Raw genomic sequence first — 26,940 nt, 5'->3', positions numbered from 1 at the left:
CGCCAGTGACCGTCCTGCGCCTCGGCGGCTGTGGCCGCTCGGCGCCCCGGCGTCAGTGGTCGTCCTGTGCCCCACCGGCCGTGCCCGTTCGGCGCCGAAGGCGCCCGCGTACGTAGCCGTGGGCGGAAGCCCACGGACCCTGGCGCCCTCCCCCACCCCTCGGCGCCCCGCAGGGGCCGCCGCCTACTTCGTCAGCACCAACCGGTTCCCCGCCGCGTCCGTCATCTTGAACCCCCTGAACGTCACCAGTCCCGCCTCATCCACCACTAACGTCTCCGTCTGCACCTCGCTCCCGTCCGCCGCCACGTTCCTCGCCGTCACCTTGTCCCCCGGCTTGAGCTTGAAGGCCTGCAGCCGCCGCGGCGTCACATCCACGGTCACTGGCAGCTTCTCGGCCTCCAGCGCCCACTTGACGACAACCTCGTACTTGCCCGCCTCATCCACGGGCTCGTCGTACGCCAGCCCACGGTTCATGTATCCCTCGATGTCCCCGTCCTTGGCGTCCCCGTTGCCGGGGTTGCCGTCCTGTGAGGAGTTGCTGAAGGCCAGGTAGCTCTTGTTCAGGGCGAGGAAGTGCAGGCTCCGCAGGTCGCCCAGGCGCCTGATGTCGGGCGGTAGCTTCCCGCCGCAACCGCCGTGGTCGCCGTCGTTCCACGCAGCCACGAAGGCCTGCCGATTGTCGCGCATGGCGCGGTAGAAGTCCGGGTTCTTCCACCACGGGATGGAGCCGTCCTGGCGGCCGTTGGCGATCAGCAGGAACGGCAGATCGCCCTTGTGCTCGCGCACGAACTTCGTCGCGTCCAGGCGCTCCCGGACCGTCATGCCCTCACTACAGGGCTTGTCCAGATCGCCACACTCGGCGCTGATGCGCCGGACGCTGTCGCCGCCGGGGCCTTTGTCATAGGCCACGATCGGCACGTGGGCATAGAGGCCCGCGAAGATCTCCGGGTGGCGGAACGTCACGGCCATCATGCCGCAGCCGCCCATGGAGCTGCCCGAGGCATAGGTGCGGTTCGGGTCGGTCTGGAAGGTCTGCTGCACCCACCGGACGATCCACAGCACCCGCCGCTCGGAGTAGTTGGTGCAGACGCCCTGGGCCATCCGGTCCGGCCAGTGGATGTTGCTGTTGTACCCGTACCAGAAGCTGTGGATTGCCGGCGTCAGCTTCTGGCAGTTGTCGGTCCCCTCAGGGAACATGCGGCCGATCCACGTGCGGTCGGTCGGGGTGACGATCACGGCGTCACCGCTGATCCGCACCCCGAACTTGAACGGCAGGCCCTCGCGCCAGCCGAGAGACTTGTCCCCGAACACCAGGTAGTCCATGCCGCCGATGCCCGTCTTGGCGTGCAGGATCAGGTGCAGGGGCAGGCCCTTCGTCGTCGCCACGTCGGGCGCGGCGTCGGCGTTCTGCCAGATCGGTGTGAGGGCGCCGGGCTGCTGCTGCACCGGCTGGCTCAGGCTGTTCTGCCCGGCCACAACCTCCCGGTTGTCCGCGCCGGTCACCGCATAGTAGGTGGGGCCTGATTCATCAGGCCCCACCGTGTGCACATGCAGCCCCGAGTCGGGGTTCAGGCGCTGGCCGCCGGGGGTGATGATGAACCCCTCGTGCGGGGGCTTGTACGCCTCACCCGTCTTCGGGTCCTTGGGGCCGGGGTTGCCGAAGGTCTCCTTGTTGAGCCACCAGTCATAGGCCGACCCCGGGTTGACCCCCTCGGCGACCACCGTGGCCTGCGCCAGGTTCTCGGCGGTGATGGGGGTCTTCGCCATGTAGACGGTCAGGTCGCCCTGCAGCCCGGCCGGCTCGTCCCAGGTCAGGAAAACCTGCCCGTCGCGGCACGTGGCCTGCAGGTTCGTCGCGACCGGGGCGGCTTGCGCGCTGCCGCAGGAGGCCACCAGAGCGGCCCCAATGAGAGCTATCATCCACATCATGGTATCACCTGGTTCTGTCTACGCCCTGCGAGACGGTTGTGGCTCGATGTCGGCCCCGTATAGCAACATTGGTTAACTTTTTCCGGCCGGGGTCTGGATCCCCAGGAGTGCCTTCTTGCGCTCCCAGTAGTAGCAAAAGTTCGCGTACGGGATGTCCGGCGGGAGGCTGTGGTCTATGGTCGGGATGTACCCACCCGCCAGCGCCACCGGCAGCTTCCGCTCCAGTTCGGCGTCTATCGCCTCCGGGCCCGCAGCCAACACCCGCTTGTCCAGCCCGCCCATCATCCCCAGCCGCTTCCCATACTGCGCCCGCAGCTCCACCACGTCGTTGTGGGCGGCGACCTCGAACGGGTAGATGACGTCCACCCCACCCTCCAGCCACAGCGGGTTCAGCTCCCCCGTATACCCGTCGCTGTCCACGGCGATGAACGCCACCCCCATCCCCTTCAGGGCCCCGCAGACCTTCTGGTAGCCGGGCAGCAGGAACTCGCGGAACATGGCCGGGGAGATCAGGCTGGCCGTGTGGTAGCACATGTCCTCCCACAGGTACGCCAGGTCGGGGACGAACTGCGCCAGGGCCTCCTCGTAGATCCCGATCATGAAGTCGGCCAGGAAGTCCATGATCTCGTGCACGAGCTGCGGGTCGTCATGTAGGACGAGCATGGCCTCCTCGGCGCCCATGATCTCGCGCAGGTGGCCGAAGAAGCTGGTCTCCCGGCCGCCGGAGAGCTGGACCAGGCAGCCCCGGTCGCGGGCTTGCCCGGCCCGGGCGGCGAAGTCCGCCGAGTACCGCTGCGGCGAGGTGGGGTCGTACCGCTCGCGGTAGGCCTCCCAGGAGGCCCGGTCCGTGACCGGGTACGCCAGGAAGGCAGGCATGGACAGCTCGCGCTCGCGGCGCTCCCGCACCAGCACACCCTTGTAGGTGTAGTGGGTGACGCTGTCCTCGTCCTCGGCGACGACACTCTCGTCGTAGCGCGGCCAGGGGCCGAAGTCTATCCCCATGTCGTGCCAGGCGTCACACTCGGCGAACTGCGGCGGCCCGGACTCGGGCATGCCCTCGGTGGCCCAGCGCTGGCGGGTCTGCGTCCACGGCCCCCACTCGCGCAGCGGCGGACGGTCTACGGGCTCGAAGCTCATGTGGGCGAGGAAGCGGTCGCGGGATGACATGGCGTTCATGGTGGGCAGCCCATCGCGTGGAGTGCACGGCCGGCGGCAGGCCCATTTCGGTCACCAGGGCCCGCGCACCTGCGCGGCGACGGCAACTGCCGGGAGAGAAGAGGGGGAGGCCGGACGGTCAGGCCGGGCGCACGGCGGGTAGGGTGAAGGTGAACGTGCTGCTCTCGCCGAGCTGCGAGGTGACGGCGATGGTCCCCCCGTAGACCTCCACCACGTGACGCGCCATGCGCAGGCCCACGCCAAAGCCGGGGACCTGGCCGGTCACGCGCTCCTCGACCTGCATGAAGTCCTCAAAGACCCGGTCATAGTACTCATGCGGGATGCCGGGGCCATTGTCGGTGACGGCGAAACGCAGCCAGCCCGCCTCGGCGGGGCCGCCGCAGAGCGTGACCCGCGCGGGTTGCTTGTCGGCGAACTTGAGCGCGTTGTCCATCAGCTCTCGCAGGATGAGCCGCAGGTGCTCGGCGCTGCAGCCGACCAGGGCCGCCGCGGGCGCGATCTCCAGGGCCAGTTCGGCCTCCCGGTCGGGGTACTGCGCCTGCACCTGGGCGAAGGTCTCTGCCGCCACGGCCGCCACGTCGGTCTCCGCCAGCTCGGCGGCCAGCTCCTGTGCCGTCAGGCGCTCGAAGTCCAGCAGCTTCTGCACCATGGCGATGAGGCCCCGGAGTTCCGTCTCCCAGACTTCCCCGATGCGTGGCCACTGCTGGACCAGCTCCTCGGGGCCGAGGTGCTTGACCAGGGCGAGGTACCCCAGCAGCAGCGACAGGGGCGTCCGGAGCTTGTGGGGCACGGCGGTCATGAAGTTGGCCTGGACGTCGCGCGGCAGGCGTTCATCGGTGACATCGCGCACAATCAGCACCACGTTCTGCAGGGCGCCGGAGGCGTCGAGTACGCGCGTGAGGCGGGCGTCCATCAGGAGCGGCGGGTGTGTCCCTGGGCGACTGATCTCGAAGGCGGTCGTGTGGTCGGCGCCGGCGCGCAAGTCGGCGGCCGCAACGGACAAGGCAAAGGGGGCGAGAACCCCATCGAGGGGCAACCCTCGCCACGCGTCGGCGGGGAGATCCAGCAGCAGGCAGGCGGCGCGGTTGGCGCTCGCGAGGCGCCACTGGTCGTCGAGGGTGATGATGGCGTCGCTCATCTGTGCCACCGCCTGGCTGAACCGCTCCTGGGCGGCCAGGCGGACCTGCATGCCCTCCAACTCGCGAGCGCGGTCCACGAGCTTCTCCTGCAGCGCCAGCATGCGGAATCCGACGCCGACGCGGGTGCGCAATTCGGGCGGGTCGAACGGCTTGACCATGTAGTCATCGGCGCCGGCTTCCAGGCCGGCGACGACATCCTGGGTCTGCCCCCGGGCGGTCAGCAGGATGATGTAGGTCAGGCGGGGCTCGGCGGCGCCGCGGACCCGCTGACAGACCTCCGGGCCGTCCAGCACCGGCATCATCCAGTCGAGGATGGCCAGCGAGGGCGCGTCGTCAGCCTGCAGCGCCTTCCAAGCCTGGGCGCCGTCGGTCGTCACGATGACCTCATATCCCCACTCGCGCAGCGAGACCTCCAGCAGGCGGCGGTTGATCCGATCGTCTTCGGCGATGAGGACCTTCATGACGGTCTCTCCTCTCCGAGTGCCACGAGGGCAGGGCGCATGCGCTCGATCTCTCGCTCCAACTGAGCACAGAGCGGCTCCACGGCACTGAAGTCGCCGGCGGCAGCTTCCTCCAGGCGCAGCGCCGCGGCCAGCGCTTGCGGCGCGCAGAACGTGGCCACCATGCCTTTGAGGCTGTGCGCGGCGCGCTGTAGGGCGGGGCCATCACCGGCGACGGCGGCGGCGCGGACCTGCGACACCAGGCCCGGGGCGTCGCCGAAGAGCAGCTCCACCAGCTCTCGCAGCACCGCGCGGTTGCCGCTGACCCGGGCCAACAGTGCGTCGCCGTCGACAAGGTCGTCCGCGCCGGCGACCGCCTCCGGCTGGACCTGCGCCACGGGGGCCACGCTCTGCTCGACCTGGGCAACGAGGTCCTCCGGTCGCAGCGGTTTGGCGATGTAGCCATCCATGCCGGCCTGCAGGCAGCGTTCGCGGTCCCCCTCCAGGGCGTGCGCTGTCATGGCGATGATCGGCACATGCCCGCCGGACACACGCTCTTGCTCCCGGATGGCGGCGGTCGCCTGGAAGCCGTCCATCTCCGGCATCTCGACATCCATCACGATGGCGTCGAAGGGCTCCCGGGCCAGAGCCGCCAGGGCTTCGTGGCCGTTGGTCACGACGACAGTGCTGTGGCCGCGCTGCTCCAGTATCCAGACCGCCAGGCGTCGGTTGACGATGTTGTCCTCGGCCAGCAGGACGCGCAGCGGGCGCTCGGCGCGAGACCCCGGGGCAGCGCCGCCGGCCGGGGTCGCCGGCGCGACGGCAGCGTCGGCCACCAGCGCCGCGAGAATGGCGGCGAGCAGCTCGGAGGGCTTGACGGGCTTGATCAGATACACCTGGATGCCCATCTCCCGGCAGCGCGCGGCGCCCTCGGGGCGCGCGCCCGAGGACAGCATGATGAGGGTGGCGCCGGCCATCCTCGGCGTGTGGCGGATCGCGTCGGCCAGGTCAAACCCGTCCATGCCGGGCATCATGGCATCCAGCACCACCAACGGGTAGGGCTCGTCGGCGGCAACCGCGTCTTGCACCTCCGCCAGCGCCGAGGGGCCGTCGTGGGCCACGGCCGGCCTCATCTCCCAGCTCTGCAGCATCTCCTGGAGGATGCGCCGGTTGGTCGCATTGTCATCGGCCACGAGCACGCGCAGGCCGGCGAGCTTGGTCCACGGCGCGGGTTCTGCCTGTGCCGGCTCTTCGCAGCGGCCCAGCGTCACCGAGAAGTGGAAGGTGCTGCCCCGGCCCGCATCGCTCTCGACCCAGACCCGGCCGCCCATGAGCTTCACCAGCTGCGCGGAGATCGCGAGGCCCAGCCCGGTCCCCTCGAAGCGCCGGGTTGCCGTCCCGTCGGCCTGCACGAAGGCCTCGAAGATGGCCTGCTGCTTCTCGCGCTCAATGCCGATGCCGGTGTCGCGCACCGAGAAGTGCAGACCGACCAGCTCGGGGCTCTGGAACTGCTGCTCCACCTGGACGACGACCTCGCCCTGGTCGGTGAACTTGATGGCATTGCCGGTCAGGTTGACGAGGATCTGGCGAACCCGTCCCGCGTCGCCGAACAGCGCGTCCGGGACCTCCGGGGCGACATGCCACGCCAGCTCGAGGCCCTTGCTGGCCGCGCGCAGGCCGAGGGTCTTCATGGTGTCGCCCAGGCACTCGCGCAGGGCGAAGGGGGCGGGGACGAGTTCCAGCTTGCCGGCCTCCACGCGGGAGAAGTCGAGGATGTCGTTCAGGAGACGCAGGAGGGTGTCGGCAGACTGCGAGGCCAGGGTGAGGTATTCCCGCTGGGCGGGCGTGAGGTCGGTATCGAGGGCCAGCCCGACCATGCCGATGATGCCGTTCATCGGCGTCCGGATCTCGTGGCTCATGTTGGCCAGGAACTCGCTCTTGGCGCGGCTGGCAGCCTCGGCCTCCTCCTTGGCCTGCTCCAGGTCGGCCTGGACCTGCTTGAGGACGCTCAGGTCCAGGTGCGAGCCGGCCATGCGGTAGGGCCGTCCGGCTTCGTCGCGCACCGCGACGCCGCGCGCCAGGATCCAGCGGTAACTGCCGTCCTTATGGCGCAGGCGGTGCTCGAGTTCGTACTGGGGGGTGCGGCCCTCCAGGTAGTCCCTGACCGTGGCCATGGCCCGCTCGCGGTCGTCGGGATGCAGTCGCGTCTCCCACTCGGAGAAGTCGTCGGCGATCTCGTCCTCCTCGTAGCCGATCATGCTCTTCCAGCGGGGGGAGAAGTAGACTCTGTTGGTGCGCAGGTCCCAGTCCCAGATGCCCGCGTCCGTGCCGCGGACGGCGAGCAGGAAGCGCTCCTCGCTCTCGCGCAAGGCCTCCTCGACCCGCCGGCGCTCGCGGTTCTCCTGCTGCAGGAGGCTGCCGGCGTGCAGGGCCTCCGGGTAGCTGGCCATGGCCTCCTGGATGAGCGCCTGGTTGGGCAGCCCGCTGTCCTCCACGCCCAGCCAGGGCAGGGGCCTCAGGGGCTCGGGGCTGCGCCAGACGATCTCGAACTGGCCGTCGCCCTGCAGGCGCCCCACGTACGCGTGCTTGGTCACGTGGTGGTTCGCGTTGACCACGATGGCGCCGGCGGGGCCGGTGAAGCTCTGCCCGGCCGCACACTGCGCGACCACGGACGGGTCGAACACGCCGGCAGCCTCGACCGCCTGCCGCCACAGGTGGACCTGGCAGTAGGCCATCACCATCGGGTCAGAGCAGACACGGTCCGCGCCGTAGCGGGCGCGGAAGCGCGTGACGAAGTGCTGGTTCTCGGGGTTGTCGAGGCTCTGGAAGTAACTCCAGCACGCCAGGTGGCCGGCGGCGAGCGGCGCGAGGGGCTGCAGCTCGGTCTCACCGACACTCACTGCCAGGACCGGGATGTGCGCGGGGTCCAGGCCGGTCTCGTGGGCCTGGCGGTAGAAGGCGAGGTTGCTGTCGCCGTTGAGCGTGTTGAGGACGAAGTCCGGGCGCTGCTCGGCGATCTGGCGAAGCGTCTCGGCGAAGTCCTGCTCGCCCAGGCCGGCGTATGCCTCGCCGACAATGCGCCCGCCGTCACCGGGGTCCTCCACCAGCGAGCGCACCAGGCGGTTGGCTGTGCGAGGGAAGACGTAGTCTGAGCCCAGCAGGAACACGCGGGGGCCGAACTGGGCGGTGGCCCACGCCACGGCCGGGGTGACCTGCTGGTTGAGGCAACTGCCGGTGTAGACGATGTGCGGGCTCTCCTCCAGCCCTTCATACTGCACCGGGTACCACAGGAGGGATTCGGCGGCCTCCACCACCGGCTTGACGGCCTTGCGCGAGGCCGAGGTCCAGCAGCCGAACAGGGCTACGGCGCCCGCGTCGAGCAGTTCCTGCGCCCGCAGTGCGAAGGTCGCAGGGGTGGAGGCGCCATCAGCCGCCACGGCCTCGACTCGCGCGCCCAGGAGGCCGCCCGCCTGGTTGATCTCGTCCACGGCGACGAGGGCGGACTCGACCAGCGACCGCTCGCTAATGGCCATGGTGCCGGTCAGGGAGTGCAGGATCCCGATCCGCACCAGGCCCGCCTCCACAGGAGAAGCCATGCCCAGCCCTCCCGATCTGCGTCTGCCATGCCCCCGGTCAGACATCCCGCTCGGTCCGGCTCCAGATGTGCGCAGAGCAGTTGCCGGTTGCGGGACTCGTATGGTAGAGCTTCTCTCCCCCGCTACGCTTCTCCTGCCGCGCCCGCCCGGGGAGGGGGCGGCCGCGAGGTATGTGATGGGTGCGCGGGGAACTGGGGGGTACCGGCCAGGGATGACACGTCCCCTGCCTCAGAGCACACCCCGGCAGCACCATTCTGCAGATGGAGGGAGTAGTGAGGCACGTGAGTATCCAGGAGATCACAGCGCAGGACCTCAACCCCGAGAAGTTCATCGCCACGCAAGCGGCCAGCATCTCAGCCGCGGTCGGCTCCGGTCTGGCCGTCAATGCACTGTCCGGGGGCGTGGATTCGTCGGTGGTGACGATGCTGGGGCATCGGGCCCTGGGGGACCGTCTGAAGACGTACCTCATAGACAATGCGCTGATGCGCGAGGGCGAGCCGGAGCGCATCGTGCGGCTGTTCGCGGACCTGGGTGTGCGTGTGGAGCTGATTGATGCCCGCGACAAATTCCTGACGGCCCTGAGGGGGGTGACGGACCCGGAGGCCAAGCGGGAGGCCGTGACGCAGACCTTCTACCGCGATGTCTTCGGCGACCTGGTCCGGGCCAGCGGCGCCCGGCACTTGCTGCAGGGCACGATCCTCACGGACGTGGATGAGACCGTAGCGGGCATCAAGCGGCAACACAATGTGTTCGCCCAACTGGGGATTGACCCCCAGCAGGCCTTCGGCTACGAGATCCTCGAGCCCATCGTCCAACTGCGCAAGGATGGGGTGCGGAAGCTGGCCCAGGGGCTGGGGTTACCCGAGTCCGTGTATAACCGCATGCCGTTCCCCGGGCCTGCCCTCGCGGCCCGCATCGTCGGGGAAGCGACGGCGGAACGGCTGGCGCTGGTCCGGCAGGCGACGAGCATCACCGAAGAGGAACTGGCCGGCGTGAAGGCCTTCCAGTACATGGCGATCCTGCACGAGGACCGGGTCACGGGGATGCGCGCGGGGGAGCGTGACTTCGGGCTGCAGATCGAGGTGCGCTGCTGGGACAGCACGGACGCGCGCACCGCGCGCCCGACGCGATTGCCGTGGGAGACACTGGAGCGCCTCAGCGCGCGCCTGACGGGCGAGGTCCCCGGCGTGGTCAGCGTCACCTACAACATCGCCACCAAGCCGCCCTCCACCATGGAGGTCGTGTAGCCGCGCTGTGGCGACCTACTGATGTCGGCGTATGCGAGGAAACGCTCAGGCGGCGGGTGCCGCCGAGACCGCTTGCGCTCTCACGTGTGCGGCGGGCCCCGCCGCCAGCCGTGGGGCCCGCCGCACACGACGCGGCACCCACGGCCTCTTCCCCTACTTGCACAAACCTCAGTACACGGGGACGGCGGCCCGCCTCGGCGGGCCGCCGTTCGGTTCTCTACCCCTCGTAGCGCACAGCGTCCCGCTCGGCGAAGTGCGGGGGCGGGGTGGCCTCGACGCGCTCCAACGCTACGTTCGTGCTATGCTCGATCTCGGCCGCGTACTGCCAGTCCGCGACGGCGTCGTCCTCCCAGCGCACCCGCAGACCGTCCACCCGTAGCCCGTCCACGTAGCTCGCGAGCAGGCCCGAGGGGATGCCGTTGGCGCCGCCGCCCGGATGGGCCTGCGCGGCCTGGAAGCTCGGGTTGACGTCGCCCTCGGTCAGGCGCAGGTCCACTTCGTGCAGGCGCAGGTCCTGGACCGGGTGGCCGGGGTTGCCGCCGAAGTAGCAGCCCTGCCGGGCCAGCAGATGGAAGTGGGAGAAGCTCAGGTTGCGGATCGTGGCCGGCGGCTTGGCGTGTGGCCCCAGTTGCAGGTTGATCGGCATCATGGTGTCCATGACGCAGTGCGCGAAGTGCAGGTTCTCCAGGCGCGCACCGTGGGCGGAGCGCTCCGAGTAGCAGGCGACGATGCTCAGCCCCGTGCGGGCCTCCTTGATGATGATGTTGCTGCAGGTGCAGTCGCGCACGACCCCGTCGCCCACGCCGATGCGCATGGCGTTGCACGGCGTGCTGAGCACGCAGTTGGTCACGACTACGTTCGCGCAGTCCTGGGCTGCCTCGCCCAGCGGGGCGGCGTTGGCGCGCAAGGTGATGCAGTCATCGCCTGACTCGATCAGGCAGTCGCTGACCGTAACCTCCTGGCAGCAGTCCAGGTCTATCCCGTCGCCGTTGGCGGTCTGAGGCGGGTTGGTGATGTGCAGTCCGCGCACTTGCACCCAGCGGCAGCCGTGCAGGAACAGCGTCCAGTACGGCGCGTTGCGCAGCGTGACGTCGCGCACGGCGACATCAGTGCAGCGGCAGAAGAAGACCATCTGGCCCGGGCGCCAGCCGCGGAAGGGGAAGTTGCGGCTCTTGCGGCGATACGAGCGCGTGATCTCCTCTTCCGGCAGCGCCTCGAAGAACGCGGCGCTGTTGCCGTCAATGGTGCCCTCGCCGGTGATCGCCACATGCTCCTGGCGATAGGCAATGATGAGGTGGGCGCCCGAGACCTTCTCGATCGCGAAGACGCGGTTCTCGGGGAAGACGTCGTCGGGGTTGTAGTCTTCCGGCCGGGGGCTGCCCAGGAGGGTGGCGCCGGCGCACAGGTGCAGCGTCACATGGCTCCTCAGGTAGAGCGTGCCGGTGAGGTACGTGCCGGCGGGCACGACCACCGTGCCGCCACCGTCGGCCGCACAGGTGTCCAGGGCTTGCTGCAGGGCGGCCGTGGTGAGGGTCTGGCCATCGCCCAGGGCGCCGAAGCGGCGCACATCGTAGCTGCTGGGAAGCGTCGGGTCACAAGACATCGTCTACTCCAGTGCTCGGGGCGAGGCCCCGGTGGTTTGGTTCAGGCTGGCGGTTGTATCCACGCCGCAGTAGCGCGGGCGGCCCCGCCCGCGCGCGACGGGCAGGGGCAGGCGGGGCCGCCTGCCCTACGGGGCCGTGGGCGGCGGGTATCAGTCCAGGATGAGCAGGCCGCCGCCGTCGAGGTCCAGGGTGGTGGCCAGGGCGCCGACCCAGATCAGCCACTCGTTGGTCTCACTGCGGAAAGTCCCCATGTTGTAGCCGAGCTTCAGGCCCGGACGCATCGTGATGCCCGCGGCGGCCAGGGGGATGGCCCACTCGCCGGTCCACTGGTCCGCGCCCACCCGGGCGGCGAAGCGCGAGGCCTTCAGCACGGCCTGGTTCAGCGCCTCCGGGGCGTTGGTGTGGCCGGACACCTCGTGCACGCCGCTGACGTTCCCCAGGACCGAGAAGGTCGGCCCCGGCTTGGCGCCGGAAGCGTCGCGGAAGACCACCTCGGTCTGATCCACCACGCCCTGCGGGCCCTGGCGGTGCACACTGGTGGGCAAGCGCAAGGGCACCGTCACGGCCACGTAGAGCGTCGTGGCGTCGTGGCAGATGTAGGCGCTGCAGGGCGGGCCGGAGACAGGTCGGCGCTCGGGGGTCTGCCCCATGGTCACCGCATAGCCGGGCCACTCGCCGGCGCTGACCGTCCCGTCAACGGTCGGGGCCTGCGTGACCGCGACGGCGTGCAGCGGCACGGGCGGCGCCAACTGCGCGGGCTGCGTCTTGACCATGGCCTGGGCCGCGGCCCAGAACTCCGGCCACAGCGGGGTGATCCTGCAGGTGCAGCGCTTGCCGACCAGGCCCGCGCGGGTCAGCGCCAGCGGCTTGAAGCCCAGGGCGAGGGCGGGCGAGTCGGGCTTCAGGCGATAGTCGTCGCGGTCGCGGTCCACGAACTTGGGGTCGGCGATGGCCCCGTGCTGGTCGAAGCCGAGGGCCTGCCACTCGGCGAAGGTGGAGTTGCCGCGGCCGAACTTCGGCTCGACACCCGGCGGGGGTCCGTACAGGTTGTAGTCCATGCGCAGGACATCCGGGCCGAATTTGCCGCAGGTGAAGCCGCGGGCCTGGGGGTACTGCCAGGCGAAGATGTTGCGCTCCACGACGTTGTTGGCCCAGTTGTTGTCGAAGTTGCTCAGCGAGCCCCGATACTGCGCGCCGTCCACGAAGATGTTGTTTAGGACCGTGTTGCCCTTGCCGCCCTGCAGGTGCAGGCAGCCGTAGGAGCTGCGGGCGCAGACGTTGTCGGTGACCTCATAGCCGCCCGCGAAGGAGTCCAGGTAGATGGCCCAGGAGCAGAAGACGGGCTTCTCATAGCTCGAGGAGTAGCCGACGCCGTCGAGCACGAGGTTGCCGTGGATCTTCGTGCCGCTCTGGGCGTTGCGGTCGCCCTGGGTCACCTCGATGGCGCCGGTGTCGTAGGTCTCCAGACTGGTGTTCTGGATGAAGTTGTACTCGATGACGTTCTTGGTGCCCGCGCCCTTCATGGTGATGGCGTACCGGGAGACATCATGGATGGCGTTGTGGGAGACGAGGTTCTCGGAGGCGTTGGCGCCGGTGAGGCAGACGCCGCCGTTGTGCTTGTAGCCCTCGCCGATATGGTGGATGTGGTTGTCGGTGACGGTGTTGCGGGCGCTGCCCGAGATGAGTATTCCCCCGCCCGCGCCGTGGGAGATGTCGCAGCCCGCCACGCGGTTGCCCTCGCCCCCGTTCCAGGCGACGGCGTGCTTGCCGAGGGCCGAGAAGGTGCAGTTCTCCACGGCGCAGGCAACAGCGTGGCGGCCGTAGATCGTGCCGTCCGAGCCCATGCCATAGCCCGCGCAGCCCTCGCCCAGCGCCCAATCGGTGCAGCGGAGGGTCAGGCCGGAGAAGCGCAGGTACGAGACCGGCTGCTTGCCGGCCGGGTCGCCCTGCAGGTCAATCATGCGGCCGAGGGTCGGCGCGATGACCTCGGACCTGGCGGAGAAGCCGGGAGGGGGCTGCAGGTACAGCATCCCGGTCTCCTGGTTGAGATACCACTCGCCGGGGCTGTCGAGTTCCTCATAGACATTGCCCACATAGTAGCGGTCGCCCGGAATGAGCGGGCAGGAGGCCTCCTTGCCGCCCAGTTGCAGCCGCTCCGTGTTGGCGTCGTAGCCGGTCGGGGTGAGGATCTCCATGAAGGCCCGGCAACTGCCCTGGCCGGAGGGGAAGACGTGCACCTCGGCGCCGGGGCTGAGCCAGGACTGCTTGAAGACCTCGGGCTTGAGGCCCAGGGCGTCCTTGGTGCCGGTGTTGGCGCCGGGGCTGGCCTGGAGCTGCTTGCCGTTGTAGGCCGCGAACTGGTCCACCTGGATGACGACGGTGTGGCGGCCGGGGGCGGTCGGCGGGACGACCGGCTGCTCCGGCTTGAGCGCGGGGTCATCACTCAGCAGCATCCCGCCCAGGATCAGCCCTCCGCCCTGGTAGTTGGTCCAGCGGATGGTGTGCTGCCCGGCGGTGAGGCGGAGGGTGGCGGTGCGGCTCCAGCGGGTGGCCGAGAAGGCGCCGGTGTCCTGCAGGTTGGTCAGCATGACCGGCTCGCCGCCGTCCACGGTCAGGCCGGTGCGGCCCGCCATGTCCGTGCGGCCATACGGGGCGTTCTGGGCCCCGTAGAAGACCCAGACGGCGTACTCGCCGTCGGCCGGGATGCTCACCTTGTACTCCATCCAGTCGCCGGCGTTGTGGATGTTGCCGACCGTGCCGCCGAGGCCGCCGGGGCTCTTGCCGGCGTAGAGGAAGCCGCCGCGGTAGGGGTTGGTGGGGTCGAAGTTGGGGTAGCGCGCGCGGACCTGACGGCGGCCATCCACAAACAGGGAGCGGAAGCTCCACTGGCCCGCCTTGACTTCCGGGAGGAACACGACAAGCTGCCCCTGCGCAGCGGGCTTGAAGCCCGTCAGTCGCCGGCCGCCGATCAACTCCGGCTTCTCGCCGGGGAAGGCGGCGTAGGTGATCGGGCACTGCTCGGTCCCGGAGTCCTGGGGCTCAAAGGCGATGGTGTCAGTGACGGCGTATCTGCCGCCGCGCAGCCGCACTATGACCGGCTTGCTCAGGGGGCCCTTGGCCTTCAGAGCGCGGATGGCGTCGCGGGCGCGGGTGAGGGTGGCGAAGGGGCCGTCCTTGCGGCCGGCGGCCGGTGCCGACAACGTCCCCGACCAGGCGTCGTTGCCGGCCGGTGAGACGTAGAAGGTCGTCTCGCGGGGTGGGGCCGCCGACGTGGGGCAGCAGGCGCCGAGCAGCAAGCCGAGGCTGAGAGCCAGACCGATCCCGGACAACATGGCATTTCCCTCCTGGTGACGGACACAGGGCGAGCATTCGGGGGTAGGGGTTCCCGATCCTGCTCCGCCGGACCTGCCTCAGGGCAACGCCCGAGGGGACGGAAGCAAGGTGCCGGCGGTACGGAGGCGGAACAGGTGCCATCGGTGGGGCGAGGCCAGGCCAGTGAAGCACGCGCGCCCGGTGGCCCCGCCGCAATTCTGACAGGACGAGGTGTTCACATGCTGACGGCGGGCGTGTCGTGTCTCGATATCACTCCTCCCCTCGGAACCCGGATGCGGGGTTACTTCGAGGAGCGCACGGCCAGCACGGTGCACGATCCGCTGCACGTGCGCAGCTTCGCGCTCGAGGACTCCGGGGCCGCTGTGGCGGTGGCTGTGTGCGATGTCATCGGGGTGGGCCGCAAGTACCTGGACCAGGCCAAGGCCCGCATTGCCGAGACCACGGGGCTGAAGCCCGAGCAGGTGCTCATCGCCTGCACCCACACGCACACCGGGCCCGAGACCGGCGATGACGCCTACACCGAGTGGCTGGGGGGGCGCATCGCCGATGGGGTGCGCGTCGCCTGGCAGGCCCGTGAGGAAGCGGAGGTGGGATGGGCGCGGACGACGGAGGGCCGCCTGGTCTTCAACCGCCGCTACCGCATGGCCGATGGCACGGTGCAGACGAACCCCGGTGTGCGCAACCCCGACGTGGTCGAGCCGGCCGGTCCGACCGACCCTGAAGTGGGCGTGATGGTCCTGCGCCGCCCCGGGAGTGGCCCGCTTGGCCTGCTGGGCAACTATGCCCTGCACTATGTCGGCATCCCCGACGACTTCACGTCGTTCTCGGCCGACTACTTCGGGTTCTTCTCGACGCTGATCCAGCGGCTGCGCGGGGCGAGCTTCGTGGCGGCGCTGTCCAATGGGGCCTCGGGGGATATCAACAACGTGAATGTCATGGGACGCGTCACGAACCGGAACGACCACTACCAGCACTGCGAGCGGGCCGCGGCGCTGGTGGCGGCGAACGCCCTGTGGGCCTGGAATGAGGCGGAGTTCATCGGGGAGGCGCCGCTGGCCGGGGCGCTGGCGGAAGTGACCCTCGCAGCGCGTCCGCCAGCCACCCCGGAGGACCTGGCGCAGGCCCAGGAGATCGAGGACCGCCTCGCGGCCGGGAAGCCCGTGCTGATGGGCGAGCGGTCGTTCCAGCGCCGGGTGCGGCGGTTCGAGGCGACGCCGCCGACGGCGCACACCACGGTGGTCCAGGCCCTGCGCATCGGCGACCTGGCCCTCGTCAGCGCGCCCGGAGAGCTGTTCGTTGAGTTGGGGCTGGAGATCAAGCGCCGCTCGCCCTTCGCGCAGACGATGGTGCTGGAACTGGGCAATGACAGCGTCGGGTACATCCCGACCGGCCGGGCCTTCGAGGAGGGCGCGTACGAGCCGAACTCCACCCCGTACATGCCCGGCTTCGGGGAGCAGATCGTCGAGGCCGCCGTGGGGCTGCTCGAACAGCTCAAGGGCTAGCAGGCGTGACGACGGCTGCGGCTCTGGAGAGCCGCGCTCCATGCGGCCGCGGGCTGGAAAGCCCGCGGTCCATGCTGCTGCGGGCTGGAAAGCCCGCGGTCCGTGCCGCTACTTGTCGGCCGCCCAGACCTCGGTCTCGACGAGGGTGAGCTTCTGGTCCGGCTGGCGAGCGGCGAAGGTGACGCGGACGAAGCGGCTGGCTGTCTTCGGGTCCAGTGCGATCGTCAAGTCGCGCACGTCCGCGCCGGCCTCCTCTCCCCTGCCTCGCCCGAGCAACCGCCACTGCTGCCCGTCGGCACTGCCCTCGACCGTGACCGCGGGGAGGGTGTCGCGGAACCAGAGCTTGAACTGCAGCAGCCTCCACGGTTGGCGCAGGTCGAAGGTGACAGCGACCGGGTCGGGCTTGGCCCACGAGACGACCCAGCGGCTGGCAGGCAGTTCGTAGGGGGTGTACCAGGCGGCCTTCGTCTTCTTCGCCATGATCGAGTCGCGGCGGTCGGTGAGGTGGCCGATCTGGCACGGGATGGCATCGCCCTGGACTTGCTCGTCAGGCATGGCGTCCGGCGGCAGCGAGTAGCGGTACGTCGCGCCGAGGTCGCGGTTCTGGGGGTACTTGGGGGTCTCCTCCTGCCACAGGACGTGGTTGTTGGTCAGGCAGAAGCCGGGTTGCTGCGGCTCCTGCCAGATGACCGACCGCGGGAACTGGAAGCGCCAGATGTCCAGGTTGACCGGGGCGCCGGTCCAGCGGGCAAAGCGGGTGAAGAACTCGCGCCAGTCCGCGTCGGCGACGGCGCTGAAGGTGAAGGGGTTGTAGGCAAACAGAATGGCCCGGCCCTTGCCCAGCGCGTTGCAGGCGATCGCCGGGTCGCCATTGTGGAAGGTGGCCAGGGCGGTCACACGGCTACCCGGGTTGGGCTGCAACTGCCGCACATCGTGTGAGAAGGCCAGGGGCGGCCCCAGCTCCTTGACCGTGAGGGTGAGGGTGTTCACGGTGTGGACCGGCCCATCGGTGACGCCGAAGATCTCGGCGCGGACGGCGGCGGTGTCGTTCCCCAGGACATCGGTCTGGAAGGCTGTGCGGTCGCCGCAGATCAACGTGCCGCCCTGCATCACGAAGTCGCGCAGCTTCGCCACGATCTCCGGGCGCTGGTAGGTGGCGACCGGGAGGACGATGGTGTCGAAGCGCTCGTGGAGCGAGGGCAGCTTGAGGACCTGGGCGCAGTCAATGAACTTGAACCACGAGCGCGCTACCGGGCCCAGGAGGGTGTAACAGGCCTCGACGACGGCGCAGTAGCCGCGCCCGCCCTGCTCGGGGTCGGCCTGGAGGGTGTCATCATTGAACAGGATGGCCGTGCGGCCTTCGGCGGGGTACTTCAAGCGCGGCATGGTGCGCGAGAGGTCCAGGATGTTCATGATGGTGTGGTAGCGGCGCGGCGAGCCGAAGTAGCACACGCGCGTGTCCCCCACCAGCTTGTCGCCGCCGGCCGTGTCGGGCATGTACAGGTGGACGCCGCTGCCGCCGTTGCGGAAGATCTGGCTCAGCTCCTCGACCACCTCGTCGGGCGTGGGGTCCATGCTGTAGCGCTCGACGTGGGCGCAGGGCCAGGCGTCCTTGCCGGTGAGGTCGGACAGCAGCTTGCTGATGCAACCCAGTTGCGCGCGCCAGCGGGTGCGGGCGGGGGTCCACTGCTGGGTGAAGATGTCGAAGAGGTCGGCCTGGCTGCTCCACTCGTAGGGCATCAGGCGGCCGCCCTGGGCGTCGGCGCCGAGCATGAGCAGCTTCGGGTCGAGGCGCTGGACCAGCTCGCGCAGCCGGGTGTGGCGCTCGCGCATCTTGGCGGCACACCAGCGGCGGTAGGCGATCCAGCGGTACGGGCTGGGATCGCGCTGGCCCACGGGGATGCCCCACTGCCCGCCGCCGTAGTCCCGCTTGACCTCCGCGTCGGCCTGCTGGAGGTAGGGGAAGTCGGCCGGTGGCTTGGCCATCAGGTCGGCGCCCTCGCGTAGGGCGATCTCGTCCATCTCGTCGCCGGCGGAGATGGCCCAGACGAGCGGGTGGGGCTGGCTGAGGAGCTTCTCGAAGGACTGCAGCAGGTTCTGGATGCTGGCCGGGTCGAGGACCCAGGGGGAGCCGGGGGCGCGAGTGGGGCCTTCGACGACCACCGTCACGCCGTGGCGCTCCATGTACTGGGCGCGCTCGCCCGTCGGGGCGCTACTGCTGATGATCTGGCTCTTGTGCCTCCCGTACTCGCCATAGGCCTCGTCGAGGACGTAGCGGACGCCGAAGCGGACGGCGGCCTCGCGGCTTTGGGGGACAAGGACCAGGTGGGACCACATCAGGTGGCCCTGGCTGCGCAGGCCGGGGGGCTCCCTGGTCAGCAACTCCTGGTAGAGCGGGTCGGGCGTGACCCAGGTGCGGGCCATCTTGCCCACGGGCTTGAGCGCGGTCAGGCTGCTGCCGTAGACAGGCTTGCCGTCCACGAGCACGGCGAAGTCCAGGACGGGCTGACCCGCAGGGGGGACGGTGTAGGGCACCTGCAGTGACTGGCTCTGACCCGGAGAGACCGACACCTGCTTCGTCGCCAGCAGGGCGCGGCCTGCACAGACGGTGGTCCGCACACTGGCGGCCTTCGCGCCGCGATTGCTCGCGGTGACGCTGAAGACATTCAGACCGCGCTCGTTGGCGTCGCTGCTGACAGCGCCCCGAGAAAGAACCTGCACCGCCACCGGGCCCGGCGCGGGCGGGAAGGCGACTTCTCCCAGGTAGCTCGGGTCAGTGAAGTTGCCGTAGGAGGGGGCCCAGGAGGTGATCTCCTCGGGCTCGAGCTTACGCTCGCGGCAGCAGTTCATTCCCCACACCTCGCCCGGCTGCGGAGTCCCCGCCACATCCGCCCACGGGAGGCGCAGCTCGCACGTCCAGCGGTCGGCGCCGACGGCAGCCTTCGCGGTGGCGTGGGAGGTGTATTCCGCGTCCGCGCCGGCCAGGCCGTGGAAGCCATCCCATAGCGTGCCCCGGGAGTTGACGATCCAGTGGAACATCGAGGTATCGCCATTGCTCGGGTCCAGCAGGAACTCGACGCAGTCATCGGTCCAGACGGAGCTGTCGCGCTCGGCGGCATTGGCGACCAGTTGGCCCGCCTGCGGCTCGTGGCAGACGAAGCCGACATAGAGGGCCTCGGCGTCGGCCAGCAGGTAGGCCTCGGTGGGCGCGTGCGGCTTGCTCAGTCCATCGGCGGCCACGAAGGCCGGGAGGTGCGCGGCCCGCTGCCAGAGCGGGTCGGAGAGGTCGCCGGTCAGGGCCGGGCCGTGCGGGACGGTGACGGCGGCGATCCGGTACGGCGCGGCGAGGCCGACGCCGGCGCCGATCGTGAGCAGGAGAACGAGGGCAACGACCATGGGTGAGCGGGCAGTGCGGGTCATGTCAAGCGTCTCCCGTGTGGCAGGCATGGTCTATGGGCAAACCGGTGGGCCTGGCGGCAAGCGCCGGCCCGCGCGGACTGTTGGCCGTAGCCGAGCGCACGACCTTCCCAGAAACGTCTGGCAACTACGGTGCTGTTGCTTGCGGGGGGCGCGCGGGCGAGGCCGCCCGCGCTACAGGCCGGCGCTAGGGGCCTGCCATGAGCCAGGACGTCAGGCTGACCGGGGGGACGGTCAGTGTGAGGCGGTCCGTGCCCTGGCGCTGCTCGCCGGTCACGAGGTTGCGCAGAGCACGGCCACCCAGGGCGCGCGGGTCGAGCTGGATCGTCTTGCCCTGCGGGCCCAGGCCGGTGTTGATGACCGCCAGGTAGACCCCCTGCGACGTGTCGTAGCGCCGCACGACGACCTGCGGGTCATCACAGGCCCGAACGACCGTGGAGGGGACGGCGGGCAGGGCACGGTAGGCGGCGGCGAAATCGCGCGCCACGTCGGGGAAGCCCCGGTTCAGTTGCCCCATGCGCACGGCCAGCACCACCGGGTCGCTGGCCGCCATCGCGAGCACCTCGTCGAGCATGCTGTAGCGCCCCGCCGGCTCGTTGCCGTTGAGGCCCGGGCAGTTCCAGCCTGCGGCGGGATGGTTCATGAACGCATCCTCGTTGTAGATCCACCACAGACAGACGGCGCTGCCCTCGCCGGTGCGGAAGTGGTTGAGGAAGTCCGCGTTGCCGCACAGGAAGGGATAGTGGGCGGGCGGCAGGTTCAGCAGGCCCTTGTCCTGTGCGTACAGCGGCGGGTTCATCCCCACACTGAGCACGGCCACATCGGGCCGCGTCGGGTCCTCCATCATCCGCGTCAGGTTGAGGCGGCTCAGATCGGGCAGCGACACCTGCCCCGGCACGAGCAGCTCGTCGGCGCGCGGCTTGTCCCACCAGTACAGCGGGGTGCCGAAGTGCAGGTTGTCATCGCCCCCGTTGTAGTTCAGGACCATTAGCCGCAGGGCGGGATTGGCCTGGCGCAGGGCCGCGACGGCCCGCAGCAGGTTCTCGCGCTTGCGCTCGTAGTGCCAGTCGTAGAACTCCTGCAGGTGGTGGTCGTGGACCCACTGCGCGGCGTCGCGCGCGGGCAGGGAGATCTTGCGGTCACGGCTGAACCGCTGCAACTCGAAGTCGCTGTAGCTGATCTGCCAGGCGGAGAACCGCGGGGCGAGCACCAGCCCACCGAGGCTCCGGTGTCCGCCCAGTTGGGTGGCGATTTCCGTGGCCAGCTTCGCGAGGTCCTCACCCACGGCCGGGTGCGCCATGTCGAGGCACTGGCCATCGGCCAGGTAGCGCATCCGGCGCAGGCCATCGGGCCCCACTTCCGTGCCCCAGTGGTAGTAGTGGGGCTTGCCGTCGGGCCATACGGCCAGGGCCTCGGGCGGCAGTTGGCCGGTGCCGCAGTACTCCAGCAGCGGCCACACGGTCATGCCCCGCTGGTCCGCCTCGGCCAGGATGCTCTCGGCCAGGAGCGGCTGGAAGCGGTAGTAGGGCGGCTTGGCCAGGGCCAGGGGGTTGCGCAGGCCCTCCGGCCCGAACAGCTTGCTCGGCCAGCCGATGTAGCCGCTGTTGGTGGAGTATGTGCCACCGCCATAGGACAGGATCAGCGGGGCGAACATGTTCAGGCCGTAGAGCTGGCACTGGGCCAGGCGCTTCGGCGCAGGCGTCATGTCCTCCTGGATGAAGCCCAGTTGCCGGTGGGGCAGGCCGACCGGTTCGGTGACCTGGAGCGCGAGCCGGTCGAGGGCGGCATCATCTCCCAGCTCGTAGAGGCGCAGGGCGTTGACCGCCAGGCCCGAGGAGAAGGGGTCGGCCTTCGGCCCCAGCGTGTGCAGAGCGACCCAACCCTCCGTCGCCGTAGGTGTGAAGAGGGAGAGAGTGCGTCGGTACTGGCCGGACAGCGGCAGGTCCACCTTCTGCATGAAGCGCTGGCGGGTGTGCGGGTCGCCCAGGGCGCTGCCGGTGTGGAAGCCGATGGCGGAGGAGCCGTCGAGGCCGTTCCAGAGCAGGCAGCTGCGCGAGGTGTCCTCGGGGTAGTCCACCGCCAGCACATAGTGCCGCCCGGGTTGCAGCACCCCCCGGCCCATGCGATACGCGAACCAGCCCCACTGGTCGGTGGTGCGGCAGGGGCGTCCCAGGATCGTCGCCACCTGTGTGAACTGGTCGCGGTCGTCGCGGTAGTCGAGGGCCCAGTCAAAGCTGAGCCGGTCCCGGCCACCGTAGTAGCCCAGCGGGTCGCTGGTATACTTGTTGGCCAGCCCGCGTCCGCCCTGGCGCAGCAGGTGCGGATCGCGCGGGTCGCCGCAGAGCACCTCATCCACCAGGCGCAAGCGGCCATACACAGGCAGGTCCGCGGTGACGCTGCCGGGCAGCGGCCCCAGATCGGGTGTCGCGGGGGCGTCGGGCTGCAGGCGCAGATCGCTCTGGGTGGTCTCGGCGGTGCCGCCGTCGCGCTCCAGCCGGCACAGCAGGCGGAAGCGGTCGGCTCCCGCTTCGCGGCCCGTCTGGTAGAGGCGGCGCACCTGGCGGTCAGGCAGCGCGAGCTTGGCCAGAAACGAACGGCCCAGCGGGACGTCCACCGACAGATCGCCCGTTACCGGACGGAAGAAGGCGTCCAGGCACTCCCACTGCAGGCGCTGTGGGCCGGAGGCGCGCGCGGCGCCATTCAGCCGCACGACGGCGGCCAGCGCATCGCCCTCGGGGCGCAGGGCCACGGCTTCCGAGGAGGACAGATAGCGGGTCGTTCCGTCCCGGGTCAGCAGCAGGCCCATGATCTCCACGGGGGGCGCGCCGGCGGGCGCCGGCCCGTCTATCAGCCCCCAGCAGTCCTCCTTCACGGCGGCCATCAGAGCCGCCGGCACGACAGTGAAGCTGCCGAGCCACTGCGCCGACTGCGCGACGCCACCCACGGTGTAGGCGCCGGTGAAGAGCACCCGCGCGTCGCGCGAGGCCATCTGTGCGGGGAAGCGCACCTGGACGGGCACGGTGCCTCGCTGGCCCGGGGCGATGGTCAGGGGCTGGGCGCTCGTCCCCGTGAGCCCGTCAGGGCCACTGGCGGTGATCTGCAGGTTCTCAGCCGGTGCCGCGTACTGATTGCGGAGGACCAGCGTGCATGTGGTCTCGCCGGCGACGGTCTGCGGCGCCTGACAGGAGGCGCCCTGCCACAGCCCCGCCGGGGGCGCGGGTACGGGGGCCGTCTCGTCGGCGATGAGAGCGACGTCGTCGAGCCAGGCCTCGCCCATGCCGACGAAGCGGAGGGTCACACCCATCCGCGCGGTCCCCGCCGGAGCGCGGGTCTCCACGCCCAGTGGCACCCAGTCGGCGGTGCCATCCAGGCTGGCGTAGGCCCACCCCGCGTAGAAGGGATGGTCCCTGTCCTGGATGATCTCGCCGCGGCTGTCCTGGAAGCCGAGGTGGACGCGGCACAGGCTGGCGGGCGGCATCACGCCGTGGGGCTTGACCCACACGGAGAGGACGTAGCGCTTGCCGGGCTCGGCGGGGAGGTTGCGGCAGCTCCAGTAGGCGTGGCTACCGGCGCCCGTGCCAGCGACGTGGAGACTGCGCCGGCCGGTGTGCGCCGCCGTGTCGCTCACGCCGCCGGTCGAGCGCGGCTGACCGGCGGGCTCCCAGAAGTTCAGGTCCCACGCGTCGGCCGCGCCCGCGGGCCCGGCCTCGAAGCCCGCGTTCGGCAGCAGGTTCACAGGCTGGGCACTCGCCGCCGCGCATACCAGCAGTAGGGCGGCCCACGCCGCCCATGCGGCAGCGTGGCGAGTGGTTCGGGGGGCGGTGGTCCGTCGAGACGATTGTCACATGTGCGTTCTGTCCTCCAGCAGTGGGCAGGTCAAGGGACCGACCGGCGGCGGTCAGGGCCGGGGCAGTTGGGCGGCCCAGTCGGCGACCGCCTGGGCATTGCCCTGCAGACCCGTCAGCCAGAAGGTCATCTTGCCCGGCGGCTCGGCCTTCGGGCCAAAGAGCATGTAGTTGTACCCGCCGCCGCCGGGACGGAGAGTCACCTGCTGCAGCGCCGGGAAGTCGAAGGCCACGCCCAGCACTTCCTGGCCATCGCCGCTCTCCGCGGCTACCCAGGGCGCGGCGAGCTGCTCGGCTGCTATCGTCCGACTGCCCCGCGGCAACCGCGCCAGCGCCCCCTTCTCCGGGGCGACCAGCGTATCGGACCGGGCCAGCAGCGACAGGTGGCTCATCAGGTAGAACGTGTTCGTCTGCAGCCCGACGGCGGTGGCGTCCCAGACGCACTGGAGCTGCCGGTCGTCGCGGCCGAGGGTCGCCGTGAGGGTCGTCTTGCCCCCGGGCCCGCCGGTGAGCACCAGCCGGGCCTGCTGATCGTCGGCGATCAGTTCGGTCTGCGCGTAGTTGCCGGCACCATACCAGACCAGGCCGATGGGGTAGTCGCCTTCGAGCAGGAAGTCGCGCCCGGCGAAGCGCGGGATGAGTGAGTGCAGCGTGCCGGACTGAGGGATGAACTCGGCCCGGAGGTGGCGGTTCTCGAGGCAAGCCAGGCCGACCGGGCGGCGGGAGTCCTCGGCGGCCGCCAGGCGCACCGGCCGCGTGTCCACATAGGCCACGACCCCGCGCGCCAGCCGCAGGGACCGCTGGAACCCGTCGCGTGCGCTGCCGCTTTGGGTGACGACGCTGAGACGGCCCTCGGCCAGTGGTGGCGTGGTCGGCCCCGCCTTCACGACCAGCTCACTGCGCATTGTCTGGCCCGGGGGGAGGGCCAGGCGCAGGTTGGCCGGAGTCGCGGCGTAGCCGTCCGCCACCTGCACGTCGGCAGTGAGCGTGCCGGCCTCGGGGCGGTTGTTGGTCGCCACCACGCTGATCCGCGAGCCGCCCTCCTCGGCGGGGAAGAGCGTGCGGTCCGCGCCGGTGACCTGCAGCGTGACATCCGGCGCGATCTCGATCTCCGCGCTGGGCGAGAAGAGCCGTCGCTCCTTGTACGTAGCCACCAGTTGTAGCGTCTCGTAGCCCGGCTGAGTCTGCGGGCCGACGGCGACCGTGCAGGAGGCCGAGGCGGCGCCCCCGGGCGGACAGCTCAGAGTCAGCTTCTGGCCCGCCTGCAGCCCCGGGCTGGCGTCCACCACGAGGTCGAGCCGCACCGCCTGCGCCGAGGGGTTGACCGCGTGGGCGGCGAGCTTGAAGCTCTGCCCCCGCACGGCCCGGCGCGGCGCTACCTCCAACCCCAGCACCGGGTCATGCCCGGCGGTGAGCAGCACCATCTTGTAGTCGGTGAGCCGCGGCAGCGTGAAGGCGTTGCCGGACAGCTTCAGCATCTGCGGCACCGCGCTGAAGCCCGCGGCGGTCTGCGCGCCATCGGGCAGGACCACGGCGAACCGCGGGGCGGCATCGGCGTCCGGCGCCAGCGCCACCTGCACGCCCGTCAGTACCTGGTGGTACTCCTCGGGCGCATCGCGATGGCAGTCCTTGCCCGGGCGCACGAGGCGGTTGGCCAGGCCGATCCAGTAGTCCTTGCCGCTGCGGAAGCTCAGGGCCTTGACGGCGCCGATGGCGTCGCCGTACTGCTTGACCTGCACCCGGGGCGTGAGGCCCGCACTCGCCAGGAGGGAGCGTACGAGCATGCCCCAGGCCTTGTGGGCCTGCAGGCCGAGGGCCTGCTCGGCGCCCCGGGTCGGGTCGAAGTGGAAGCCCGCCTGCTCGTCCATGGTCTGCTTGTCGGTGGGCCGTGTCACGCCGGCGAAGTCCTCGGTGTAGCCCGCCTGGTAGGGCAGGCCGAAGTCGGCGCCGCAGAACAGGATGCGACCCTTGCCAGACGGCCTCAGGGTCACGACCGCGCCCTGGCTGGGGACATCGGCGAGGACGGTCGTGCCACTGGCGGGCTTGCGGAAGGAGACTTGCCCCAGGGAGGGCAGGCTGGTCAGGCCGCGGGTCAGATCGTGCGCCGCGACGGCGATGGGCTCCTTCAGTTCGGCCCGGGCGGCCTCGGTGCTACCGACGAATTCATCCAGGCCCCGGTCGGCCGGCAGGTTGTTCTCGTCGGTCGCCAGCGCCCCGTCGGTTACCACCAGCACGCCACCGGCCTGGACGAACTGCTGCAGGTCGGCCGCCATCTTCGCGTCCGCGCAGCGGCTGAACGAACCCAGGACGACGGCCCGGTACTGCTTGAGCCGGTCCCACGACAGCTCGGAGAAGACCTCGGTGTCCAGGTTCAGATCCGCCAGCAACTGCAGCACGCCGTTGAGGGAGTTGAGGTTGAGACCCTCCAGCAGCACCTGGCGATCGCTGATGGAGACGCCGACTTGCGGGGTGCGCGGCCGGCTGGAGAGCAGCGTTGGACCCATCTGCCGCCAGAGGTCGTTCAGCGAGCGGGAGCGGGTGTAGAGCGGTTCGCGCCGCCGCCAGTTGTCGCGCGGGTCGGCCGAGCCCATGTAGGGGCCGTTCTCGATCGTGCCGGCCGTGCAGACATGCGACAGGCCGCTCTGGGGCCCGTCCATCAGGAACGACATCTGCACGAAGGAGGGGTTGTATTCCGGCGGCATGCACAGCGCGTTGGCGGGCTTGCCCGACCACTGGGCCAGGGCGCTGAGCATCTTGAGGCGGAAGATGCCGGTGCTGTAGCCGATGCCGTGGCGCATGAGTACATCGCTGACGGGCGGGAAGCGCCACCAGCTTGCACAGTCGGCATACCAGCCCATGAAGGGGAGGCTCCAGATGACCACGTGGTCGGGGTCGGCCTGCTTGAGAGTGTCGTAGACGAGCCGGGTGAAGTCCATCTGGGCCCAGCGGCGGAACTCCTGCCAGTCGGCCCAGGCGAGGGTGGGCTCCTTTTCCGACGGTGGCTGGATACCGGCAGCGCTGGCGAACTGCTTGCCCCATGCCTGGTTGACCTGCGCCAGCCCGCCCCGTTGCTTCACCACCCAGTCGCGGAAGGCCGCCAGCGAACAGGGCTCATAGCCCGACAGGGCGCGATAGGCGAACTCGTCCTGGGGATAGTAGCCCAGATGGTAGGGCTTGTTGCGGACATGGTCGGCCAGCTCGGTCAGAGCCCGCACGAGCACCTGGCGGTAGCCCTCGTGCATGAAGGAGACATTGCTCTCGACGGCCTTGCCGTCGGCGGTGCGGGCCGAGGCCGTGGGGTCCTTGCGGACATAGCCCACGCCCTGCTGCACGTTGAGGCCCAGCACGAGGTAGACGCGGTGCCTGGCGGCCCAGTCGTACAGGGCGTCGAGCCGCTCCCAGTTCCAGTTGCCATCGTAGACGACCGACACCGAGCGCCAGTGGGCGGTGCCCAGGAACTGGCTCTGGTAGTGCACCATCGCCTCGCCTTCGGGAGCGCTCCAGGTGAAGTCCATCAGGAGGGGCATGGGCGCGCCGTCAGCGAGTACGGCGCCGCCGGCGGAGGTGAACTTCGCGGCCGGGGCCTGCTCCCAGGACGGCGCCAGGGGCATGTCGGCGGCCGGGTAGGCGAGGCCACAGCACAGAGCGGCACAGGCGAGGAACACGAGGGGCGAGGTGCGCATCGGGCTCTCCTTGGTCGGGCAGGCGAGGC

Annotated in this window: 11 protein-coding genes; 2 read left to right on the top strand and 9 right to left on the bottom strand. The window is 70.1% G+C overall.

Annotated features, from left to right (window positions below):
- Positions 1–183 precede the first annotated feature (183 nt).
- The 4 genes from LLH23_00270 to LLH23_00255 form a co-directional block, all read right to left on the bottom strand.
- Positions 184–1,920 carry a S9 family peptidase gene (locus LLH23_00270; GenBank protein ID MCE5236909.1) on the bottom strand — a complete coding sequence of 579 codons (1,737 nt, stop codon included), beginning with the start codon at positions 1,918–1,920 and terminating at the stop codon, positions 184–186.
- An 81-nt stretch (positions 1,921–2,001) separates the two neighbouring features.
- Positions 2,002–3,105, bottom strand: a complete 1,104-nt coding sequence (locus LLH23_00265) for a hypothetical protein (GenBank protein MCE5236908.1) — start codon at positions 3,103–3,105, stop codon at positions 2,002–2,004.
- Between the two features lie 118 nt (positions 3,106–3,223).
- Positions 3,224–4,705: a response regulator gene (locus LLH23_00260; GenBank protein MCE5236907.1), complete on the bottom strand. Its 1,482-nt coding sequence runs from the start codon at positions 4,703–4,705 to the stop codon at positions 3,224–3,226.
- Complete coding sequence (locus tag LLH23_00255; GenBank protein MCE5236906.1) at positions 4,702–8,280, bottom strand: transporter substrate-binding protein; 3,579 nt, start codon at positions 8,278–8,280, stop codon at positions 4,702–4,704. The genes LLH23_00260 and LLH23_00255 overlap by 4 nt, the downstream gene beginning before the upstream one ends.
- Before the next feature lie 272 nt (positions 8,281–8,552).
- Here LLH23_00255 and LLH23_00250 point away from each other — a divergent pair, with 272 nt between their 5' ends.
- Positions 8,553–9,527 (top strand): ExsB family transcriptional regulator, encoded by a 975-nt coding sequence (locus tag LLH23_00250; GenBank protein ID MCE5236905.1) that lies wholly within the window; start codon positions 8,553–8,555, stop codon positions 9,525–9,527.
- A gap of 217 nt (positions 9,528–9,744) precedes the next feature.
- On the opposite strand, the gene LLH23_00245 is transcribed toward LLH23_00250, so the two are convergent.
- Both LLH23_00245 and LLH23_00240 read right to left on the bottom strand, forming a co-directional pair.
- Positions 9,745–11,130, bottom strand: a complete 1,386-nt coding sequence (locus tag LLH23_00245; GenBank protein ID MCE5236904.1) for a right-handed parallel beta-helix repeat-containing protein — start codon at positions 11,128–11,130, stop codon at positions 9,745–9,747.
- A 150-nt stretch (positions 11,131–11,280) separates the two neighbouring features.
- The gene (locus LLH23_00240; GenBank protein MCE5236903.1) at positions 11,281–14,463 is read right to left on the bottom strand and encodes a right-handed parallel beta-helix repeat-containing protein; all 3,183 of its coding nucleotides are present in this window, start codon (positions 14,461–14,463) and stop codon (positions 11,281–11,283) included.
- A 219-nt stretch (positions 14,464–14,682) separates the two neighbouring features.
- Here LLH23_00240 and LLH23_00235 point away from each other — a divergent pair, with 219 nt between their 5' ends.
- The gene (locus LLH23_00235; protein ID MCE5236902.1) at positions 14,683–15,966 is read left to right on the top strand and encodes a hypothetical protein; all 1,284 of its coding nucleotides are present in this window, start codon (positions 14,683–14,685) and stop codon (positions 15,964–15,966) included.
- Between the two features lie 108 nt (positions 15,967–16,074).
- Here the strand turns inward: LLH23_00235 and LLH23_00230 are convergent, their stop codons facing one another.
- From LLH23_00230 to LLH23_00220, 3 genes are all read right to left on the bottom strand, one after another.
- Complete coding sequence (locus tag LLH23_00230; GenBank protein ID MCE5236901.1) at positions 16,075–19,386, bottom strand: beta-galactosidase trimerization domain-containing protein; 3,312 nt, start codon at positions 19,384–19,386, stop codon at positions 16,075–16,077.
- Positions 19,387–19,570: 184 nt separating this feature from the next.
- Entirely contained in the window at positions 19,571–23,119 is a 3,549-nt protein-coding gene (locus LLH23_00225) for a hypothetical protein (protein ID MCE5236900.1), read from the bottom strand.
- A 162-nt stretch (positions 23,120–23,281) separates the two neighbouring features.
- A complete protein-coding gene (locus tag LLH23_00220; protein MCE5236899.1) occupies positions 23,282–26,911 on the bottom strand; it encodes a beta-galactosidase in 3,630 nt (1,209 codons plus the stop codon).
- Positions 26,912–26,940: the final 29 nt, after the last annotated feature.

Source organism: bacterium (genome assembly GCA_021372615.1).
Lineage (GTDB): Bacteria > Armatimonadota > Zipacnadia > Zipacnadales > UBA11051 > JAJFUB01.
The sequence above is the reverse complement of the archived record's forward strand: the minus strand, read 5'-3'. Positions and strand labels throughout refer to the sequence as shown.

Excerpts from the sequence above, each read along its gene's own strand:
- LLH23_00270 (MCE5236909.1), bottom strand. The coding sequence starts at position 1,920 with ATGATAGCTCTCATTGGGGCCGCTCTGGTGGCCTCCTGCGGCAGCGCG.
- LLH23_00265 (MCE5236908.1), bottom strand. The coding sequence starts at position 3,105 with ATGAACGCCATGTCATCCCGCGACCGCTTCCTCGCCCACATGAGCTTC.
- LLH23_00260 (MCE5236907.1), bottom strand. The coding sequence starts at position 4,705 with ATGAAGGTCCTCATCGCCGAAGACGATCGGATCAACCGCCGCCTGCTG.
- LLH23_00255 (MCE5236906.1), bottom strand. The coding sequence starts at position 8,280 with ATGGCTTCTCCTGTGGAGGCGGGCCTGGTGCGGATCGGGATCCTGCAC.
- LLH23_00245 (MCE5236904.1), bottom strand. The coding sequence starts at position 11,130 with ATGTCTTGTGACCCGACGCTTCCCAGCAGCTACGATGTGCGCCGCTTC.
- LLH23_00240 (MCE5236903.1), bottom strand. The coding sequence starts at position 14,463 with ATGTTGTCCGGGATCGGTCTGGCTCTCAGCCTCGGCTTGCTGCTCGGC.
- LLH23_00235 (MCE5236902.1), top strand. The coding sequence starts at position 14,683 with ATGCTGACGGCGGGCGTGTCGTGTCTCGATATCACTCCTCCCCTCGGA.
- LLH23_00230 (MCE5236901.1), bottom strand. The coding sequence starts at position 19,386 with ATGACCCGCACTGCCCGCTCACCCATGGTCGTTGCCCTCGTTCTCCTG.
- LLH23_00220 (MCE5236899.1), bottom strand. The coding sequence starts at position 26,911 with ATGCGCACCTCGCCCCTCGTGTTCCTCGCCTGTGCCGCTCTGTGCTGT.